Origin of the sequence: Stenotrophomonas sp. SY1, assembly GCF_021202945.1 — a bacterium.
Classification (GTDB): Bacteria; Pseudomonadota; Gammaproteobacteria; order Xanthomonadales; family Xanthomonadaceae; genus Stenotrophomonas.
Genome location: NZ_JAJOYR010000003.1, coordinates 225,659 through 246,789, shown reverse-complemented (window position 1 = coordinate 246,789; position 21,131 = coordinate 225,659). Strand labels below are relative to the sequence as shown.

Genomic DNA, 21,131 nt, shown 5'->3' with positions numbered 1-21,131 from the left:
ACCATATCTGAAGCCTCTACTGACCGTATCATCACCTGATCCATCTTGGCTCAGGGGGTTGGAACTTGGAGTGCTTCCGAATCGACGAAAGCGGCTACACAGGCTTTGATCTGCTGAACCCGGAGCAGAGGTTTCAAGGTGCGACGGCAATCGCCATCGACGACGACGAGGCCAGGCGCTTAATCCGGGAGCACTTTCCCAAGCTACAAGCGGACGAGCTCAAGTACCGGGCTCTAGCGCGACGACCGGGCAACCGCCCCCGCCTGATGGCGCTGCAACGTGACGTGCTAGGCCACTACAAGTGCGTGACCTACGTCTGCGACAAACGTTACCTCTTGCTGCTTATGTTCCTCGACTATGCCGTGGAGCCGTTTTATTACGAGCGCGGGATGGACTTCTACCAGGAGGGACAGAACTACTCGTTGGCATCCCTGCTATACACGGTGGGGCCGACGCTTCTCGGGCCAGACGCTCTCGACCGTCTGCTGGCAAGTTTCCAGCGCGCAGTGAAGGAAAAGAGCCCGGCAGCGCTCGCCGAACTAATCCAAGTAGCTCGCGCCTCCCGCTGGCAGGAATTGCCCGAGGCGCTGGGGCCGTTGGCGAAATACGCGGCCCCCGAGTGCCTGCGAGCGATCGCAACCCCCGGCGTCAGTACGGATGCCGCCCTAGTGGTGCTGCAGTCACTGGTCAGCCGTATGGAGGCCATGGCCGACGGTCCCTATCGGGTCGAGCACGACCGGTCGAAGAACCTGCTCACCTATCACGACTTGCTGCAGCGCTACATCCACCACAAAGATGTGGTCACATTCCGCCAGTCGGAGATCGCCAGCATCACTTTTCCGCTTAAGCTTCAGTCGGTGACGCAGGTCGATTCTCGGAACAGTCCCGCCGTGCAATTGGCGGATGTGATGATCGGCGCGGCCATCGAAGCAGCGAACACGCTCACGGGTCAACGTGCCGGTGCGCTGGACGCCCGTGAGGTCATCGAGCTTTACGCAGATCATCAGCTGATCCACATGCTGCCCTCGACGGATTTCGAAGAGCAGAGGCGATTCCGCCAAGGGACGCAGGCGTCCCAAGTTATCGACTACTTCGCCAAGAATTTCCAAAAGCCATAACCGCGTATGGAAGCACCGCCCACCTGCGCCCAGACGCGGGTGGGCTAACAACAACGTCAAGGACGCCGTACAGAGCGTCCTTCTGTGTAAAGGGGGCTACATGGCAAGCATTCATTCGGAATACCACCGTTTCATGGCGCACTTGGCGCAGCGCAACGTGCATGACGACGTGCGGCGGCTTGCACACCTAGTGCTTGAACGCCTGCAGACACTAGCAGAGGTCGGTGCTGTGCGCCGCGGGCGATCCACGCGCCTGGCACCGCTGGCTGTCGCGCATCTGGCGCAGATGCCTGTCACGTACGACGGACACGCCCGCGTCCCCGAGACCGGACCGGCGCTCGGAAGACTGCACCAGCTCGACGTCGGACCGTTTCGCGGATTCATGCGGCAGGAGACGTTCGACCTCAGCCATGACATCACTTTGGTATACGGTGCCAATGGCACTGGCAAGAGCAGCTTCTGCGAGGCCCTGGAAGTGGCGATGCTCGGCTCTATCAGCGAAGCGCAGGCCAAGCGGGTCGACCAACGGACCTACTGCAACAACGCGCGCTTGCGCCGCCACGTCGCTCCGGTCCTATCGTCCAAGGCGGCGGATGAGCCGCAGGTTGTCCAGCCCGACGAAGCCGAATACCGCTTCTGCTTCATCGAGAAGAACCGCCTCGACGATTTCGCCCGCATCGCCGCGCGCACCCCGGGCGATCAGCGTCAGCTCATCGCAACCCTGTTCGGCGTGGACCAGTTCAGCGAGTTCGTGCGCGGCTTCAACCCCTCGCTCGATCAAGACCTGATGCTTGCTGGCGTCGAGGCGGCGCAGTTGGCACAGCGTCGTTTGCAGTTGGCGAACTCCGAGCAGACGATCGCCGCCTACTCGCAAAAGATCGCAGTGGTTGAGAACCAAGAACAAGCCCTCGCGCAGCGCATGTCGTCCGGGGCGACCTACCAGGCCTGCGTGGACTGGCTGCTCGGTACGCCGCAGCAACAGGGACGGTTGCTGTATGTCCAAGCACAGCTTGACGCCAACCCGCCTGCCATTCATGGCGTGACCCAAATCGGCCTGCAGGCGTTGCTGGCAGAGGCTTACCGCGTCCACGGACTGTGGCAGGCCTCGTCCGCGCAACTCGCGGCTCGCGCCGGCGAAGTATCGTACGCGAAGCTCTACGAGGCGGTACTGGCCTTGGCCGACGGTGCGGCCGCGTGTCCCGCTTGCGGCACAGGGCTGGCCGCCGTGGCCCAAGACCCATTCGTCAGGGCGCGAACGGGTTTGGACCAGCTCGCGCAACTGGCTGCTCTCCAGCAGCAGGAGGCCGGGCTTCGGACCCAGTTGAACGAGGCGGTCCGAGCGCTGTGGGACGAGATGCGCCGCGTGCTGGCGGCGGCTGCAACCGCCTGCCCTACCGAACTGCAGGCCGCGGGCCTGCCGCTTCTACCCCCCGCGGCTACGGGCAACTGGCTCAGCGCGTGGGTCGAAGGGGATCAGCGCGGCTGGCAAGCCCTACTGCGTATCGCCCAGATCATCGAAAGCTTCGATGAGCAAGCGCGTGAAGTGCATGCCCAGCGCGGCGCGCTGGCCCAGGAGCGGGACCGACTGCAGCAGCATCAGTTGGAGATCGAACGGCTGCGAACCCTGCGCACGACGGCCGATCAGGACCTAGCGGCGGCCCGCCAGACCGTAGCCCAGTTCGACGAGGCAAACCGCGAGCTGATCCAGGCTGTCGCGGCCGAAGTGCCGGTGGTGGCACACCATCAGCGAATCAAGACCGCATACGACGGTTTCCTGCCCGAGATCCAGGCCTACCTGACCGCTCTGCCGGGTATCCTGCTGCAGGGGCTGGGAGAACAAGCACGCCATTTGTACAACGCATTCAATCGGGCCGACCCGCCCGGCGATCTACTGCATGCATTGTGGTTGCCGGTGGCGGAGAACGGCAAAATCGAGGTGGAGTTCGGGGGCGAACCTGGCGTGCGCTACGACGCGCTCATCGTCTTCAGCGAAGGGCACATCAAATGCCTGGGCCTGGCAATTCTGCTCGCCAAGAACATCGCGCAGGGCTGCCCCGTGGTCATTTTCGATGACGTCGTCAACGCGATCGACGACGATCACCGCGATGGCATCTGGCGCACGTTCTTCGAGGACGGCCTGCTCGACGGCAAGCAGGTCATCCTCACCTCGCACGCCGAGGAATTCCTGCACCGTATCCAGCAGGAGCTGGGCGTCCGGCGCGCCTATGCCATCAAACGCTACAAGTTCCTCCCGCATCATGGAGAGCACGAACTGCGCGTCGACAGCGATCCACCGACGAAGAACTACGTTCTGCTGGCCCAGCAGGCGTTGGCGGCCGACGAAAAGCGCGAGGCGCTGCGCCAGGCCAGGCCGGCGCTGGAGAGTCTCACGGACCGTCTCTGGACATGGCTGGGCCGGCGGGCGGATGGTCGGATCGACATCAAGCTAGGTGGACCCCGCTCGCCCTGGGAGTTGAACAACAAGTGCAGCAAGCTGCGATCGGCGGTCGACCGGATCGCGGCACAGCACGTCGGTGCGCCACAGGCAGTCGATGCGCTCGCCGCACTGCTCAATGTTAGCGGCGCGAGTATCGAGTGGGGATACCTCAACAGCGGCGTACACGACGCCCAGCGTGACCATGAATTTGACCGTGCCACTGTGCGGTCAATTGTGGAATCGGTCACTGCATTAGACATAGCACTAGAATCGCTGCAGAACCGCGGAGCAACCGCCTTAAGCCGTCCGAGATAAGGTTGACTGAGAGATATCGACCCGACCTAGCACCCTAGGCCCACGACCGGGTTCTACCCCGAGATCACGGACGGTTGTGAAAGAGTTGAGAACTTTGAATCGCGCTTGGCGATCCGCCGCCGCATCCGACGGTTGTGGAACCGCTCGATGTATTCAAACACATCAGCCTTTGCCGCATCGAGTGTTGGGTAGCTCATCCGGTATATCCGCTCGCGTTTGAGCATTCCGAAGAATCTTTCGCATGCAGCGTTGTCCCCGCAATGTCCCACCGCACTCATCGAACATACCAATGCATTGGCATTCAGGTAGCTCTGATAGTCGCCACTTAGGAATTGACTGCCACGATCGGAATGTAGGATTACCAGATCGCGGCCCTGGCGCTGCCAGACAGCCATCTGCACGGCTCGAATCACCATTTTCCGTTCTTGTCTGTGATGCATTGACCAGCCCAAAACACGCTGATCAAACAGGTCCAGGACGATGCACAGATACAGCTTGCCCTGTTGCGTTTTGATCTCGGTGATATCAGTGACCCACTTGGCTTCTGGTTCCAGCGCAGTGAAGTCCCGTTGCAGCCAGTTACGCACGCCAAGGGGTGCCAGCGCAGGCCGGCTGCGCTGGTCGCGACGTTTGGGCCGAGGCCAGCCCTGCAAGCCATCGGCCGCCGTTAATCGAGCCTCGCGATTGAGGCTGGCGGTCTCACCTTCATCAACCAGGTTGATGCGCATCCTGCCTGCGCCCAGCACGCCGCGACTGTCTTCGTGCAGTTCGCGGATGCGACCGAGCAAGCGCTCGTTGTCGAGCTGACGAGGGCTGATCAGGCGCTTGCTCCAATCGTAATAGCCGCTGGTCGATACCCGCAGGCATCGACACATCAGTCGAACGGGAAACGCATCGCGACAACGTTCGATCACCTGATACCTCAGGATGACCCCTTGGCAAAGAACGTCGCCGCTTCTCGCAAAAAATCTCGTTCCTTCTTCACTCGGGCCAGTTCTCGTTTGAGATGGGCTAGCTCTTCGTCGCGGCGCATACCCGTACCTGTAAAGGCCACTGAATTCTGGCCTTGAGCCTCTCGCCTCCAGCGAGTCAGCAAGGTATCTCGGATCCCCAACTCACGGGCCACCTGAGCGCAGCTGACGCCCGACTGGCTGGCCTGCTCAACCGCGCCACGCTTGAACTCTCCACAGAATTTCCTTCGCTTCGACATGAACACTCCTCAAGGCCTCGGTCGGCCTTCTCGTAAGTGTCCGTGAAAACGGGGGTGAACCCGGCGGCTGGTGTTCAGGAAGCGTACGGCAACCATCAACCACTCGACTTCGAACATGGCTAGCAACTCGACGTGAAAGGTCGACGTATGCGCGCTAGTCCATAAAGTGAGCTCTCAAATTCCTCCACCCTCTTGGAGCTAGAGATGACGCTGCTGTCTCACCGCCCGTGACTCTTCTGTACTAACCTTGGCCTCCGATGAACCGGAGCGGTATGCCGTGCGCCCGACCATTCTTGCACTCGATCTAGAGGGGACCCTGATCTCGAACGCAGTCAGCCAGATCCCGCGTCCCGGGCTACTTCAGTTCCTGCAGGCAGTTCACAGTCAGTTTGACCGGCTGGTGATGTTCACCACCGTCGATGAGGATAAATTTCGCCGAATCGCCACTCTGCTAGTGAGCGAAGGGCACGCGCCAGCATGGTTCAGCAAGACTGAGTACACGACGTGGTCCGGACCGACGAAGGACCTTCGTTACGTGTCGCCCGTGTTGGGCGACGCTCTCCTTCTAGACGATCACGGCCCCTACGTACATGTTGGGCAGCAGATGTGGTGGATCGAAGCGCCGCTGTTTGGCTCGCCTTATGAAGATTCGGACGTCGGCCTCCAAGTGGCCCGGCAACGCATCAATCTTAAACTTATCGAATTGAGCGAATAGGCGAGGTTCAAGGAACGGCCTTGCAGGCGACATTTACCCTCCTGAATCCCCACGTCTACCTGGACACTATGGTTCTGCCGGGCAGCCTATCCACCCGCCATCCGGCGGAGACCGTAACGATGCCGAGGCCATCGCAACCGCCGCGCGGCAGAGCAATATGCGGTTCGTTCCGGTGAAGTCGGTTGATCAACAGGCGCGGCTGGCGTGGCACCGTGTGCGCGAAGGTTACAAGGTGGAGGGATTGGTGATCAGCAATCGGCTGCGTGGCATCCTGGCGGAGTTTGGTGTGGTGATTGCCGTTGGTGACGCAACGTTACGGACTGCGTTGCAGGACCTCAGCCGCCTCAACACCGAAGCTGAAGCCTTGTTAGCAGGTTTGGGGACCGATGCGTTTCTGGTGGCTCGCAGCCTTTATCTCGGCGGAGTGAAGCTCGGCGTCAAAAAGAAACGCGCACGCAAGTCCGCAACGAGGAAGCCGGTGTGAATCCGGGCATCGATCTATTCTAGCTAGCCAAACGTGCTTCTTGCTGCCTGGTCCTAGCTGCTTGTTGGACTGCCCGCAGACCTAGCGAGGCGTCTAACCAGGAAAAATAAGCTTTTTATGGGGTCAAGCTGGTTCTGCCGATGCTGAGGCGCGGGGGTGAGCTGGAGATCTTGCAACGTCTGTCGGGACCGGCTTAATCCTAGGTAAGCTGTGGGTCGCATAACGCCCTGCGGCCAGAAGCGGATATTTAACACCTGAGTTAAGCCGACTCTCGAAGCAATGTCGGCTTGAATGATCTGCTAGGGCGCACTATAGCGGATGTTCCGTACGAAGTTGCGCCAGCTCGTTAGTGAGTTGCTCGCAATCAGCGCATATATCTGCAAGAGTTCCAAGCGTGTACGCCAACTCATTTTTCGGTTCAACAAAGATCGGAGTTGAAATGGCAGTTGCGTGGCGCCCATACGGCTCAATTGACCAGCGCGAGTGCATGATGATGTTTCGCTGCTCCCGAATCTTATGCGCCCGCGCAGTCCAATATTTGTACTTCTTGTGTCTCTTTGAATCCTCTCCGAAGCGGGAAGCGGCTTGACGTTCAATTCTCTTGATTAGATCGGCTGCGGCAAGATCGCCTGCGGTGTCTCCGTAGCGATCTAAATCTTTGCCGTCGTTATGCCACGCGACGCAAAGATGCAAATTGTTGACGAGCCTAGAAAATGAAAAGACGAGCTGACCGATCAGCCTTGAAGCCTCTTGCTCTGCGGATGACCTGCGAGCAAGCATCTGGCCTATTGTCAACGACTCGATATCTTCCATGCGCGGCCTAACTATCTAATAGACGGACCAGTGGGTCCGGTTATACGACTTATCCATAAAGCACCGTATGGCGGGCTTTCCCCTTGAGACAGCTCGATCTTAGGGCGGCTAGGTCCGGCGAACAAGCCAGCGTATAGCCGAACCCAGCGGTTGGCTGGACGGCCGCACCAATGGCCGCTATGGGTCGCATGACGCCCTGCGGCCATAGGCGAACGTTCGCGGGGACTGAATTAAGCCACGTCACGAATTGGCGTCGGCTTGAATAAATTGTTTGGCACTACGATAGCGCAACAAAAATATTGATCGCAAGGACCGCGATGGCTAACCAAAATATGGCCTTGGAGATCCACCGGCCACCTGTTGAACCTTGATTACCATATCCATCCCGATCCCAAGCTGTAGCGGTGCCCGCGATCACTACCCACAAACCCAGCGCGTTCCAGCATCCACCAGCACAGCGTTGTCATGTCCTTGCTGTCTGCCGGAGCAACTGTCCGGATTTTTGGTGACCCCATGCAGCGGCTATATGGGGGCCCAAGCAACAAGGCTGCACCCGTATCCGCTGGGATACCCTGAAAGCACTGGGAGCAGTAGAGAAACTGCTTACGCCTCATCGCTGGAATACCGGCTGCCCTTTACTGGGAGCCTGGGTCATCGAGGCGAGGGAGAAGCTGGAGCATGAAACACCGATCGACCTGACTGCAACGCTGCCACCTTCAGTCAAAGTTCTTGTTGGGAACAACACGTCCCAGATACGAACAATTTATCAGCTATCGAGCGAAGACAGAAAGCCGATCGACAAGATACTAATGGATCGCCCGGAGTTAATGATCCTCGCATCTCAGAACGACCTAGTGAGGGCACTTCGCGCGTTCTGGGGTCGAAGAATTCCCATTTGCGAGGGGCATACTCGCGATGCATTGGGGACGCTCGTGCAAGTACTTCGAAACAGTCAAGGCAACGCTGTACGCAAAATCCAAGATGTATGTCGCCCTCAGCAGAGCTAAGAAGTCGCTCACCTTGGTTGTTTCGACATCCAACCCCAGCCCCTTGTTCAAGCTTGACTGAAAAACTGATCCGATCAGCAACTGTTTCGGTGATCGGGCACTCGGAGAGGCTCCCTGAGCGAGTTCGCCTCCAAAGGCCCGTCCGAACACAGGGAAGACTCCAAGCTTGCGTAAGACACAAGCTATTTGACCGCCTTGGGCCCCGCCCCGCCGCGACGCTGGAGCCGTTCTACTCGCGCGCGCTCCTGTTCCAGCTTCTCGCGTACGTCCGTTAGTTCAGTAGCAAGCTCACCACATAAAGTGGTAAGAAGCTTCACTTTTTCCTTCTCAGCCTGATACCGCCCTCGAAACAGCTCCAACTTCAGCGCTTCATTCGCTCGCTTAGCCGGGACACTCTGCGCAGACAGCGCATTGCCGAGCTTTTCAAGAGCCTGCCTGTGTGAGCTGTAGATCGCTTGTCGAGTTATACCGCAAGCTGCAGCAACGGAAACTACGGTGGGCTTAGAACCACCGGACTTCCACCGAGCGATCTGCGCTTCAACCTCCGCAAGAACTCGCTGTCGCATCAAGCCCCCTCTCCGATCTGCTTAAGAATCAACTCCGCTGCGGCTAACCGCTCCTGCGCGATGAGACGTGATTGCTCAGGAATGTTTCGTAGCCCCAAGAAGCGAATCAAATCTTGCTTTCGCAGTTCCCACCAAGAGGCATGTTTTGGGGTGGCCGTAAAATTCAAGCAGCCAGCGCATGTCCCTGGAGTACGCTTTGCAGGATTGGGCCCCAAGGCATCTCCTTCACACCGGCTTCGGTTCTCACGATAAAAGCAATAACCCCAATCGCATGGGCCAAGTACCACACCGGCGCCAAGCATCTTCATTACCTCAAGACTAGTAGATGCCCGCTCCAACACGCCGCTCATTCGCGAAAGGCTCTCAGATATAACTGAGGTGGGAAGATTCGTATATATGACATCGGAGCTGATCAAATCCTCCATAGCGCTGACAACCTCATTTGCATTCTCTTCTGAAAGCAAGGTGGAGAGGTCCGCGTCCAAGCCCACGTAGTAGGTATCAGTGATCCTAGTTTCCAAGTGACCGTATTGATACGCCAAGGCACCCAGGCTCGATCGATCGCGACGAGCAATGAAGCGCGCCATAAAGCGCCGTAGCGGCCGAAAATTGATCTTATCTACATCGAACCCAGGCATACTCGCCTTGGCAAATGCTCTCATGCTGGTCCTAAGAGCAGCATATCCGTCCACCCTAGCTGCACGTTGTTCCGGATCCACCTTCGCTGCTCCGCGCCCCCTATGCATAGCCAACACGAAAAGAGCATTGGTCTCTACTTCCTCGCGGATGGAGCGACCAAGACGATCCACCAGCTCTATCGCTTTGAATACCGCTGGAGCCGCGACCCATTGATGTCGCCTGCGCGACTTACTTAGGACGCCTTCAATTGTACCGGATGGCCCCGTCCCCCCGAGGTTGTCGTCGTTGGCTGCCGGCTTTGCACTTTTCGTTGTAAGGCGCCTAGTTTCGGAAGGTCTCATTGAGCTAAGCAAGGAAATAACGAAAACAGCAGCCCCCTCGGCGATCTTGAGCATCGCTTGGTCTCCGAAACTAGCTCGCGGATCCAATTTAGACAGGGCATTCGACTTGAATCCGTCAAAGGGGATTTCTCGCTTGGCTCTATGAAACGCGGCCGTCCTTTTACCGACCGGGCTAAGCCTCCCAACCTCCAACGCTATTGCCTGTTCCAAAAAAACGGCAATTCTTGGGCCGTCCTCCTCCACGAGCGTAATTGCGTCAGCCAACAACGCAAGGTACTCATCCTCTAAAGCACTACTATGTGTCGGCCTATCTCTCGCAGCAAGCGATGCCTCCTTCGAAAGCCTTCTCCCAACCCGAACGATCTCCGCACGAAGCGCCGGAGACGCTCCACCTTCATTCAATAAAAAGTCTTCAACCCCAATAAACTTCGCCCGCAATCGGACTGCGCCAGCCTTCCAACGCCCGCTCGCGCGACTAGCAACGACCCATGGCCAAATGAGCTCTGGCCCAACCTCTCGCGGAGACTCAACGCCTTCCTGATACCCCCGTAAAGGCCATTAGGAGCGTGCGCGCGGGCTTGGTTCGCAACCCCAAGGTAGTGAAGTCATAGCTATCCTGAGGATCGCCGAATCCTGCTCGTCCGCGCCAAGAACTGAGCAATGGGCTCAGCGTCCCAGTCTCCGTAGGAGTTGGCCAAGCCGGCACCATTCCAGCTCCGCAAGAACTTGTAGAACTCTCGTATAGTCGTTGTTCGAAGGTTGATAGTCTCGCTCGCCGCTCTCCTTTTATGATTAGGGGCGGAAGACAAAAAGCGCCGATACTCACTGAGAAGAAGTGCAGTTGGCCTGGTCCAATCTCCCTCATTTCGCTCAACGAACTCCAGCCAGCTCTTTAGCCCTTCAGCATATGTGGAGAGCGTTTTCTCTCTGCTCCGGGTGGAATCAATTCGGAAAGTGTCGAGAAGGAACGCAAAGACCCCCCAATGAAGACGACCATCCTCATGAATAAGAAGGGGGAAACGGGGTGCGAGCCGCATAAGAGGGCCACCCACAAGTGGGGCAGCCGTCGGAAGGAGCTTAGTGAGCTCGTCTATTGGTATGTCCGAAGTCCGAAGTAAGTACACGAAATGCTCCCGGACAGGGTTGTCATGTAGCATGCTACCCTAATGCCCGAATGGAACCGGCATGCACTGGAAGTGCTGCGCGAGCCGCTGGAATCGGGCACGGTCACCATTTCACGGGCGGCACGCAGCACAGAGTTCCCGGCGCGCTTCCAGTTGGTCGCGGCCATGAATCCCTGCCCGTGCGGCTGGGCAGGCGATCCAAGTGGCCGATGCCGGTGCCCGGGCGATGCCATCGGCCGCTACCGGGCCCGCATCTCCGGTCCGCTGCTGGACCGCATCGACCTGCATGTGCAGGTGCCGCGCTTGCCGCCTTCGGAACTGCGCGGCGATGCACCGGCCGGCGAGAACACCGCCACGGTGCGTGCCCGGGTCGCACAGGCCCGCAGCCGCCAGCTGCAACGGGCCGGTGTGGCCAACGCGCATCTGGACCAGGCCAGCACGCTGCGTGACTGCGCGCTGGCATCGGCCGACCATGACCTGCTGGAACGGGCGATGGAGCAGCTGCAACTGTCCGCGCGCTCCATGCACCGCATCCTGCGCGTGGCCCGTACCATCGCCGACCTGGCCGGCGTGGCCGACATCGCGCGGCCTCATCTGACCGAGGCCATCGGCTACCGGCAACTGGATCGTGGTTCACCCGGGAGTGGTTGAGCTTCCGGGCCTGTGGGCTGCGTTGGCAGGTTTGTGGTGGGCTGGAGGCATTGCCGGGGCAAGCCCCGGCGGAGTGCGGCGACGATTGTCAGATTGCCAGCTGTGATGGCGTCACCGCACGCGGGACATTGTCGGGAAAGTCCCAACGGAACATGGCTCCGCTCTACCCGGCCGGTGCTGGCTGTTGTCATGTTGCCAGTTCATGCAAACATCGCCGCTCGCCGCGAAGATGCGGTGTCTGCTCAGGGGCTGGCCATGGAACGCATCGAACGACCGTACTTTCCGATCATCTACGTCCGCGGGTACGCGATGACCCGCGATGAGATCGTGGAAACCACATCCACCCCGTTCATGGGCCTGGAAACCGGCTCGACCAAGATGCGTCAGGCCCAGGACGGCTCGATCGTCAAGTTCGTGTTCGAGTCGCCACTGGTGCGCCTGATGAAGGACCACAACTACCGCGACGTGTACGAATTCGGCGCCGAGCGCCTGGGCCGCATCTCTCCGCGCTGCATCGTCATCCACCGCTACTACGATCCCGCCGACCCCGCCTTTGGCGACGGCAGGGCACCATCGATCACCGACGCGGCGGCCAGCCTCGGGCGTCGCATCAACGAGCTGCGGGACAGTGTCTGCGGTGCCAATGCGGAAATGCGCAAGGAGTTCCGCGTCTATCTTGTGGCGCATTCGATGGGTGGGTTGATCTGCCGCTGCCTGCTGCAGAACCCGGACGTGGCCAGCGCGCAGACGCGCGCGATGGTGGACAAGGTGTTCACCTACGCCACGCCGCACAACGGCATCGAGATCGGCGGCATCAACGTGCCCAACCTGTTGTCCGTGCATGACATGAACAATTTCAACCGCGGCAACATGAGCAAGTACCTGAAGGTGCCCAAGGACAAGGTCAACACGCTGGGTGACTCCGGTTTTCCGCCGGAGCGGATGTTCTGCCTGATCGGCACCAACAGCCGTGACTACGCCGCCGCGCGCGGGCTTTCCTCGCTGGCGGTCGGCGCGTTGAGTGATGGTCTGGTGCGTATTGCCAACGCCTATGTCGAAGGTGCGCCGCGCGCCTTCGTCAATCGCAGCCACAGCGGTTACTTCGGCATCGTCAATTCCGAGGAGGGTTACCAGAACCTGGTGCGCTTCCTGTTCGGCGACACCTGTGCCACCGCACAACTGGACATCACCGCGCTGCCGTTTCCACCGGAGATCGAAGCCGCGCGCAAGCGCGGCAAGCGCATCCAGTCCTCGTACTACATCGAAGCCACGGTCGCGCCGCGTGGCGCCTACACCTACGAACTCACGGCACGCACGCAGGCCAACCAGTGCGCGATCCGGCGCGAGTACGCCGAGATGTTCAACGCCGACGGCAGCGTGCGCCGCGAGGCGCGCTCGCCGGTGTTGTTCTCGGTGTTTCTGGACCGCAAGCGGATCCTGGCCGGCAGCGAAATCGCCTTCTCCATCGACCTGGCCATCGGCAATGCCGGTTACCAGGTCGATGGTGCGCTGTTCCTGAAGAATCACATCCCGGCCGAGTACCTGTTCCGCAACACCCTGGTGCTGTTTGCCAAACCCGGCCCGGATGGCTGGCGCCTGCGTTACGTGTGGAGCGACGAGCAATGGGCAGGCGGCCCCAAGAACGAAGCCGAACTGGCGGTGGCGCGCGACAAGGCGATCGGCATCAGCCAGCAGGCACCAAATGTGTTCAACGTGCCGGTCCGCTCAAGCAAGGGTTTTGCCGCCGATTTGAAACTGTCGCTGTCGGCATGGCAGTGAACACGCCGCTCAGGTCGACCACTCCGGCGGGGTGAACAGCCCGGTGCGGATTACGCGCTGATCATTGCTGGTGGCGTGCTCCAGCTCCTCGCGCAGACTCCTGAGGAACAGCGGATCGTTGAGGTAGGCCACGTTCAGGCGTGTCCACGGCGAAAGTCTTTCCGTGTTCAGATGGAAGAACGCGCCAGGCGCCAGCAACACACCGCGCGAGAGCAGACGGGTGGTGAGCATGCGGGTGTCGGTGATGTTGGGAAAACGCGCCCACAGGTAGAGGCTCTGCTCGGGTGTGGCGTATACCGTGGCATCGAACCGGCGCAACACTTCCAGCCCGTCGTTGGTGGCCGCGCGCAGGCGGTCCTGCAGACGCTTCACATGGCGCAGGAAATTGCCCTCGCGCAGCATCGCTTCCAGCACCCGCTCGCCGTACTCGCTGCTGCCCAGGTGCAGCAGCATTTTCATGTCCGCCAGTGCCTCCACATGCGAGCGCTCACCGGCGATGAAGCCGATGCGCAGCGCGGCAGAAATCGATTTGGAGAAACTGCCGATGTAGATGGTGTTGTTCAACTGCGACAGCGCGGAAAGGCGTGGCGCGGAATTGGCCTTGAAGTCGGCCAGGGAATCGTTCTCGACGATAAGCAGGTTGTACGTGCGTGCCAGCAGCAGCAATCGCTGTGCCACCGCCGGTGAGATGTCGGTGCCGGTCGGGTTGTGGCCGGCGGCCTGGATGAAGAACACACGCGCCTTGGTCTGCTGCAGCGCTACTTCCAGCGCGGCAAGGTCCGGCCCATCCACCAGCCGTGGCACCGCGACCGGGCTTGCCCCTTGCAGGCGCAGCTTGCCGAACAGCGGGTAGTAACCGGGCTCTTCCACCAGCACCGGATCGCCCGGGCTGACATAGCGGCGGATGACCAGGTCCAAGGCATGGTTGGCACCAAAGGTGGTAACCACTTCCCTTGGTCCAACTTCGATGCCGTACCCGGCCAGGCGCCGGATCAGATGCTGGCGCAATGGCAGATAGCCGTAGCGGTTGCCATAGCGGAACAGGCTGGCCACGCCGGAGCGGGTGATCTGCCGGTGGAAGCGGTCCATGCGCATGTCCATCAACCATTCCACCGGCGGAAAGCCCTCTCCCAGGTGCGAGCTGCCTGGCTCACGCACGGCCTGCTGGCGCATCAGCCAGATGGTGTCGATGGCGCGGCTGTAGCCCAGTGGCTCTTCTTCGTACTCGTTGTCGGCGGCGTTATCCATGCCGCGCACGAAGAAGCCCTTGCCGTGGTGCGCCTGCACCATGGCGCGCTCACTGAGCAGATCAAATGCGGCGATGACCGTGTTCTTCGAGTAGCCATTCAAGCGTGCGTACTCACGCAGCGAAGGCAGCTTGTCACCTGGCTTGAGGATGCCGGCAAGGATCTGCCGGCCGATATCCGTTGCGACCTTTTCAGCCAGGGAGATCGATGGGGATGCTGAAGTCATGGTTGTCCGTAACGGTTGGCGTATCCGATGGGCGTTGCACGACAGCCCCCTGCTGCCCGCTCCAGCATTTTCTACAAATGGGACGCAAGTGGGAGAGGTTGCTGCAAAAGCAAAAACTGTCCCTCAAAACTGTACCTGGCTCACATATTTATAAAGTCACAAGATGGAAATGCACTGTCCCGCCGGGATGGTCAACGCCATGGATGGTCCCCATGTCTGGCAGTTCGCGCCCACATCACGCACTCCCCTCATTCGCCACATCCCCGGCGTTGAACCGATCGCATCAACGGGGTGCGGATCTCACATGCGCCGGTACCGACACCGGCCTGATGCTGATGCCAGGCCCGCCTGTAATCGACTCCGCCGCACCGCTAACGGGCGCGGCGGACTTCAGGATCAATGGGTGCGACGTGCTGATACCGGTGGCCAGCAACGCGCAGAGTGATTTAGCCGCCGCCAGTCACATCGCCAGACTGGCCAGGGCGGGCGGTGGCTTCAGCACATCCATCACCGGCCCATTGATACGAGTGCCGATCATCGTCACTGCGATCACTGATGCACATCAGGCGCGGCAGGTGCTGTTACGCGAACGCGAGCAGCTGATGCAGCACGCGGACACCTGCCTGTCACCGGCGCAGCAGGGGCAGTGCCGAGGCATCGAGGTGCATCTGTCGGACCTGACGGTGGGTGCGCCGTTGCTGGTCATGCAGGTGGTGGTGGATGCGTGCGCCGGCGCCTGTACCGCCACCATTCGCGCAATGGCCAGGACCCTCTCCCAGCATGTGCGGCAGCTTCTTGGTGGCCATGCACATGCACTGGCACCTGCCGGCACGCGGCAACATCTGGCAGTGGCGCAGGTCAGGCTGGCCGCCGATACGTTGGCCATTGACCACTGCGGCGGACCGCAGTTGATCGACCGGATCATCGAGCTGCATCACGCCACCACCATCACCCCGAAGCGGGCAAACCTGCACAACGCCAGCATCCTGCGCGCGGTCACACCGGTGCTGATCGCGACCGGCCACGACCCGCGTGCCACCGAAGCCGCTGCGCACAGCTGGGCCGCGCGCAGCGGCACGTGCACCGCATTGACTACATGGCAGCGGGACCATCACGGCGACCTGCTGGGAACACTGCAGGTGCCGGTATCACTGTCTTCCGGACACCCACCCTGGGAGCAGCAGCGTTCATCATCAACATCGAGCCGGATCAGGCCGGATGCATCACCGGACCTGGGCCAGCTGTTAGCCGCCATCGCGCTGGCGCAGAGCCTGGCCGTGATGCGCCTGCGGGCACTGGAAGAGATGACCCCGGCTGTCGTCGCCGACGATTCGGTTGCCAGCCCACAGGAGGGCTGATGGACGCCGCCCTGGAACTGATGGATACGGCCCACGTCGTTGAACTGGGTGCGCGCGAGGGCCTGCTCGGCCTGCCGCGCACGGTGGATACGCTGATACGGGTAAACCTCATCGGCTTGCTGGAGCTGGCCGGCATTGGCGAGATCGAAGTGGGCGCGTTCGCATTGCCACGGGGGCTGCATCCGGCCATCAATCCGGTGCCGCTGCTGGACACGCTGGGCAAACCGCCGGTGGACAATGTCCGCAGCGTCCTGCTGCCGCACCTGAACACACTCGACGCCGCCTTCGCCTCCGGTTGCCAGGACATCACCGTGAGCACCACCGCATCGCAGATGCACTGTCGCGCCAGCCTGGGCTGCAACATCGAGGAGAGCCTGCGCCGCATCGAGGAAATCTGCATCCATGCACAGCCACTGGGCATCCGCGTGCGGGCGCGCATCTCCGCGGTGGTGGACTGCCCGTTCAGCGGTGCGGTGACGCCGGCACAGGTGGCGGTGATCGTCGCCCGCCTGCAGCAGATCGGCTGTCGCCAGATATGCCTGGATGACACCACCGGCACCGGCACTCCAAGTACGGTGGGCACCCTGCTGCGCGCCTGCCTGACTGAAGCGCCGATGCATCGGCTGGCCTGCCACTTCCACGACACCTTCGGCCTGGGCCTGGCCAATGTGGTTGAAGCCCTGGAACAGGGCGTTCGCACCTTCGACAGTTCGATCTCCGGGCTGGGGGGAAACCCGTACCTGCCCGACGCCGCCGGCAATCTGGCAACCGAAGAGCTGGTGCATCTGCTCACCCAGCTGGGTATCGAATCGGGAGTGGACATGGAAGGCCTGATCCTGGCGGGCGACTACATCGACTGCATGCTCGAACGCCGCACCGAATCGCGTGTCGGCCGCGCGCTACGCGCCAGGAAGGCACAACAACGCACCCGCCAATGAACGCGCCAGTCGCTCAGGCGATGGACGATGGTCTCCGAGTGTTGCCGCAGCCAGCCAAGCAGCACGACACCAGCGCCCGACAGGCGCAACGATTGCTGGTCGCCCTCCTGATCTGCATGCCACTGGCTTGCAGCGCGGGTGTACCAACCTGGCACGTGCTGCACGCCACAACCCCGGACATGCACACGCTGGCGCTGCTGGTCGGATTGGTGGCCTGGGTGAGCGGCGCGCTGTTGTGTCGGGTGCTGCTCACACCCCAACGGGTCGCGCATGATCGCGATCCTGACAACACAGACGCGTCCGCTTTGCTGCAGGGCCTTGCCCCGGCAAGCATCGTCGAGCTGTACCAGCGGGGCCTGCACGACCTGTTCGTCGAAGCCCAGATCACGCGAAACGACCGATGCTGATGCGAACCGTTGCCGGTGGCCGGCATGACTGGTCGGCGGGGACGCCTATCGACTTTGTCTGCCGACAGGCGCCACGGCCGTGCACATGCGTCACCAGTTCCAGCGCACCCCGACTTTGCCGTCCCAGGCGTCGAACTCGCGATCAAAGCTCTTCTGGTAACCGATGTTGGCGTAGATGCTGGTGGAAGCGCCCAACTGCCAGGTGGTGCCCAGGTTGAGCTGCCACCAGGTGCCGGTCATGTCCGCCTCGAAGGGCACGTAACCTTCCAGCGAGGAGAACTCGACCCTCGGTTGACCACGGAACTCATGCCAGGCATTGAGCCGCAACCAACCGGTGAGCAGCCGCGGCGTGCCATCGGCGGTGGGCTCAAGTGTCCAGGTATCGGCCCAGCGCACACCCAACCGTGCCGCCAACGCATCCATGTTGCTGAAGCGGATGAGCGCTGCCGGATCACGGCTGTCATCGCGGTTGATGCGTTGGTAGACCAGCTGCACCTGCGGTTCGAGCACCTGCCGCTCACCTTCCTGGAGCAGGAACGGATAGCCACCTTCCACCGAGACACCCCAGCCGAAGCTGTCGCGATCCAGCAGCACGCCGTGGCGCGAGCGCGACTTGCCCTTGCCCCAACTGCCCTGCCACACGCCTTCCAGGTACTGGCCCTGATCGCCGTAGTGCGTCCAGTACAGGCCCAGCGAGGTCGCCTTGACCTCGTTGCGCCCGGCAAGCCGGCCATCGTAATGCGCCACGTCACTGTGGATGCGGCCCTTGCCCAGGTAGAAGCCGGCATGATCGCGACTGCCGTTGTCATGCTCGACCGCATAGGCATCGGTACCGACCTGCACGGCAAGGATGTCGTAGTCGTACTTCGGACCACCACCGTAGATGCCATGGTGGCCACCCTTGATGTCACCGTTCTCGCCAATCACCCGCAGCCAGGCACCATTGAAGGTGCTCTTGTCGCGCAGATCGGCACGCGCGCGCAGTTGTTCCTGCTCGCCCACGCGTTCGTGCAGATTGCCCAGCGTGGCCCATCCATAGCGCAGGGCCAGTGCCGGCAGGCTGGTGTACAGCGACACCTCGGCGCGGTAGTCCGGCAACGGGTCCGGGTCCGGATCCGGTGGTGGCGGGTCCGGCGGCGGCGGCGGATCCGGCGGCACCGGAATCGGTGGCGGGTCCGGGTCCGGTGGGTCCGGCGGATCGGGGGGGTCTGGCGGATCCGGCGGATCCGGCGGCTCGGGTTCCGGATCCGGCGGCGGTGTCGGGCACGGTGGTGACGGCGCAGCCGGGTTGGCGCAATCAATCGACGATCGCAGGAACCATTCATCGCCCGCGCCGCTGGCGTATCCACCACGATGCAGGCTGTACACATACGGCCCGGCAAGCAGATGCTGGCTGAGCTGGAACGCATCGATCCCGGATGTGGCGTTGTTGAGCATGGCCACCACGCGGATGCCATCACCCAACGTCAGCGCACCGCCGCCACCGCTGTTCTGGATGTCCAGCACGGTCTGCCCGGTGGCCGAGCCGCCGTCGATGATGAGTTGGTCGGTGGGCGAATCATCGCTGGCAAGAAAGGTATTCATGCCCAGCACACTGCCGGCACCTCCAATGTAGGAGTTCGTGTACAGGCTCTTGTAGACACCCCCGACAGGCGGTTGGAAAAGGATGCGGCCATTGTTGAGCACCAGCTGCGAGACGGTGGAGCTGTCCGTCATCGTCCACAGGCTGGTGGCATCGAGTGATGCGTTGGTCAGGTTCCAGGCCATGCCCGTCCATTGCGACGCCTGTTCCAGGCTCAGGTCGGTACTGGCGCCGGCGTTGGCACCGGCCATGCCGGTGATCACGCTGTTGCGTGCAACCACATCCAGCAATGTCGGATCACCGCTTCCACTATTGGCACCCGACCAGAATGCGGCATCCGTACCACTGACCGTGGTCGCATCCAGCTGCACCACCAGCGGTCCATAGGCAAGCACCGCCGCGCCGTCGCTGGTCAAGCTGCCACCACGCACGTTCAAGGTATTCGGCACACCGGTTGCCTGGTTCACCGAGTAGACCCCGTAGGCACCACCGGTTCCGATCACATCGGTATCGACCAGGTTGACCTCGCTGGCGCGACCGGCCGCATTGGCGCTGGCATCACCCCACAGGTAGAACGCCGCGGCGCCGCCTGTGTTGCGTATCGTCGAGCCGGTTGCATTGAACGTGGAGTTGGCCAGGAGGCTGACGGAAACCGAATTCGCGCCGGTGGTGGTCACCGTATCGCCGGTCAGGTCGACCCGGCTTGCCACACCGGTCCTGCCGAGGTAAATGCCGTATCCGCCGACGCCGCTGTTGCTCCACGTCGTACCGGAGCTGACCATCGTGCCGCCCTGCACCAGCCCCGCCGCTCTTTGCGAGGTGGAGGTGGAACTAAAGATCGAATCGACACCGGACATCGATGTGCTGGCATTGAAGTTGTAGCGCTGGGCATTGCTGTTGGAGCTGACGGTGATGCTGTTGGTGCCCTGCAAGGTCAGATTGGAGCCATCCACCCAGACGCCCAATCCGACGCCGGGCCCGCTGACCACGAAGTTCTCCAGCGTGGCGGTGGCGCCTCGCTGCAACGCAAGTCCAGTACCGGCGACACCCGTGGTGGAATTGAAGGTCGCATTGATGTTGCGCAACACCCCACTACTGGTACCGCTGTCGACCGTCACGCCGACCGAGTTGCCGCCATTGAAGACCAAAGAGATCGGGGCATTCGTGGTCAGGGTGCCGCCCCCGTACAGATAGATGCCCAGCGAACCGCCGCCCTGGAACGTTATCGGCAGCGCACCATTGACCTCGACGGAGGCGGCCGGTCCCTGCACGCCGATGCCGAATGCGTTGCCAGCAGTGCCGGCACGGCCGACAAAGAAGCGGTTGCCACTTCCCACTTCGATTCGACCGGTCAGATCCGCACCGATACCGCTGCCACGGGCGCTGGCGAACAGCGACGGATCGTTGTACGTGGTGTCACTGATGCGGATGGTGCCGGCATTGGTACCGGCCAGCTTGCCGACACCGCTGATCCCCACCTGCGCGCCCTGCAGGTTGATCGTGCCGCCATCGGCAAAGGCGGTCTGCCCACGGACAGTGGTCAGGCTGACCCCGGGGGTCACATTGATGGTGCCCGACGTGGCATGCAGCGCATTGCCACTGGTGGCGTCCACGCTGATCGGGCCGGGCGTTCCGCTCTGGGGATCGAGCAGGACATCGCCGCCGTTGGCACGCACGGCGTCGGCCGAGGTGGTCACGATGTTCGTGTTGCCAACCACCGTCGTCTGTCCACTGGTCGAGGTAACCGTCGAGGTGACGTTGCCGGGGCCAACCACGGTCTGCGCGCGTGCCGCCACGGGCATCCCTGCGGCCAAACCCAGGCAACCCGAACCCAGCCACCATGCGATGGAACGGGAAAGCGCCGTGTGTCGTGCTGTCATGTACCGCCCCTTTTGCGTGTGGAAGCGCAAAAAGCTGGTAGCGCTCACGGGCTGTCTGCAGCTGTTCTAACAACTGCATTGATGCCGAGTGCCAGCGATTGCCGAGGCAGGTTCACACGCCCCGGGGTGTACGCCACGTCAAACGCGCCTAAGTATTTCCTGCAAATCCAGCGAATGCGGCAGTACGGAACGTGCACCTGCGCACCGGAATACCCACCTGACACGCCCCACCTGCGCGTCCATCCACACCCGCCTCGGCCAGAAGCGGCGATGCCCTGCGCGGAGACGCCCGCG

12 protein-coding genes and 3 pseudogenes are annotated in these 21,131 nt (G+C 61.5%); 10 read left to right on the top strand and 5 right to left on the bottom strand.

What is annotated here, in order from left to right:
- Positions 1-65: 65 nt before the first annotated feature.
- Positions 66-1,118: a DUF3800 domain-containing protein gene (locus tag LR961_RS18235; protein ID WP_232151392.1), complete on the top strand. Its 1,053-nt coding sequence runs from the start codon at positions 66-68 to the stop codon at positions 1,116-1,118.
- 100 nt (positions 1,119-1,218) lie between these two features.
- Positions 1,219-3,870 (top strand): AAA family ATPase, encoded by a 2,652-nt coding sequence (locus LR961_RS18230; RefSeq protein WP_232151391.1) that lies wholly within the window; start codon positions 1,219-1,221, stop codon positions 3,868-3,870.
- A gap of 53 nt (positions 3,871-3,923) precedes the next feature.
- Here the strand turns inward: LR961_RS18230 and LR961_RS18225 are convergent.
- Positions 3,924-5,080 (bottom strand): IS3 family transposase gene (locus LR961_RS18225; RefSeq protein WP_232151390.1). Its coding sequence is split into 2 segments (ribosomal slippage): positions 3,924-4,840 and positions 4,840-5,080, totalling 1,158 coding nucleotides; the frame shifts between segments, so codons are not numbered across the junction.
- A gap of 277 nt (positions 5,081-5,357) precedes the next feature.
- Here LR961_RS18225 and LR961_RS18220 point away from each other — a divergent pair.
- The 3 genes and pseudogenes from LR961_RS18220 to LR961_RS18210 form a co-directional block, all read left to right on the top strand.
- Complete coding sequence (locus LR961_RS18220; RefSeq protein WP_232151389.1) at positions 5,358-5,795, top strand: NIF family HAD-type phosphatase; 438 nt, start codon at positions 5,358-5,360, stop codon at positions 5,793-5,795.
- 32 nt (positions 5,796-5,827) lie between these two features.
- Positions 5,828-5,905: pseudogene (locus LR961_RS18215) on the top strand (amino acid transporter); the annotation flags it as partial.
- Positions 5,905-6,090 (top strand): annotated as a pseudogene (locus LR961_RS18210) (IS110 family transposase); the annotation flags it as partial. The pseudogenes LR961_RS18215 and LR961_RS18210, both read left to right, overlap by 1 nt.
- 498 nt (positions 6,091-6,588) lie before the next feature.
- On the opposite strand, the gene LR961_RS18205 reads toward LR961_RS18210, so the two are convergent.
- A complete protein-coding gene (locus LR961_RS18205; protein WP_232151388.1) occupies positions 6,589-7,092 on the bottom strand; it encodes a hypothetical protein in 504 nt (167 codons plus the stop codon).
- A gap of 1,572 nt (positions 7,093-8,664) precedes the next feature.
- Positions 8,665-9,699, bottom strand: a complete 1,035-nt coding sequence (locus tag LR961_RS18200; protein WP_232151387.1) for a hypothetical protein — start codon at positions 9,697-9,699, stop codon at positions 8,665-8,667.
- A 1,112-nt stretch (positions 9,700-10,811) separates the two neighbouring features.
- Here LR961_RS18200 and LR961_RS18195 point away from each other — a divergent pair.
- A pseudogene (locus LR961_RS18195) lies at positions 10,812-11,420 on the top strand (ATP-binding protein); the annotation flags it as partial.
- Between the two features lie 189 nt (positions 11,421-11,609).
- Positions 11,610-13,199 (top strand): hypothetical protein, encoded by a 1,590-nt coding sequence (locus LR961_RS18190; protein WP_232151386.1) that lies wholly within the window; start codon positions 11,610-11,612, stop codon positions 13,197-13,199.
- 9 nt (positions 13,200-13,208) lie between these two features.
- Here LR961_RS18190 and LR961_RS18185 read toward each other — a convergent pair whose 3' ends face one another.
- Positions 13,209-14,672 carry a PLP-dependent aminotransferase family protein gene (locus LR961_RS18185; RefSeq protein ID WP_232151385.1) on the bottom strand — a complete coding sequence of 488 codons (1,464 nt, stop codon included), beginning with the start codon at positions 14,670-14,672 and terminating at the stop codon, positions 13,209-13,211.
- Between LR961_RS18185 and LR961_RS18180 the strand changes: the two genes are divergently transcribed.
- Genes LR961_RS18180 through LR961_RS18170 form a run of 3 tightly spaced genes read left to right on the top strand, consistent with a single transcriptional unit; the run spans position 14,654 to position 17,375 of the window.
- The gene (locus tag LR961_RS18180; RefSeq protein ID WP_332311049.1) at positions 14,654-16,030 is read left to right on the top strand and encodes a hypothetical protein; all 1,377 of its coding nucleotides are present in this window, start codon (positions 14,654-14,656) and stop codon (positions 16,028-16,030) included. The genes LR961_RS18185 and LR961_RS18180 overlap by 19 nt on opposite strands.
- On the top strand, positions 16,030-16,968 hold the full coding sequence (locus LR961_RS18175) for a hydroxymethylglutaryl-CoA lyase (protein ID WP_232151383.1): 939 nt from the start codon (positions 16,030-16,032) through the stop codon (positions 16,966-16,968). Before LR961_RS18180 ends, LR961_RS18175 begins: the two co-directional genes overlap by 1 nt.
- Positions 16,965-17,375, top strand: a complete 411-nt coding sequence (locus tag LR961_RS18170; RefSeq protein ID WP_232151382.1) for a hypothetical protein — start codon at positions 16,965-16,967, stop codon at positions 17,373-17,375. Before LR961_RS18175 ends, LR961_RS18170 begins: the two co-directional genes overlap by 4 nt.
- 90 nt (positions 17,376-17,465) lie before the next feature.
- On the opposite strand, the gene LR961_RS18165 is transcribed toward LR961_RS18170, so the two are convergent.
- Positions 17,466-20,837: an autotransporter outer membrane beta-barrel domain-containing protein gene (locus tag LR961_RS18165; RefSeq protein ID WP_232151381.1), complete on the bottom strand. Its 3,372-nt coding sequence runs from the start codon at positions 20,835-20,837 to the stop codon at positions 17,466-17,468.
- Positions 20,838-21,131 lie beyond the last annotated feature (294 nt).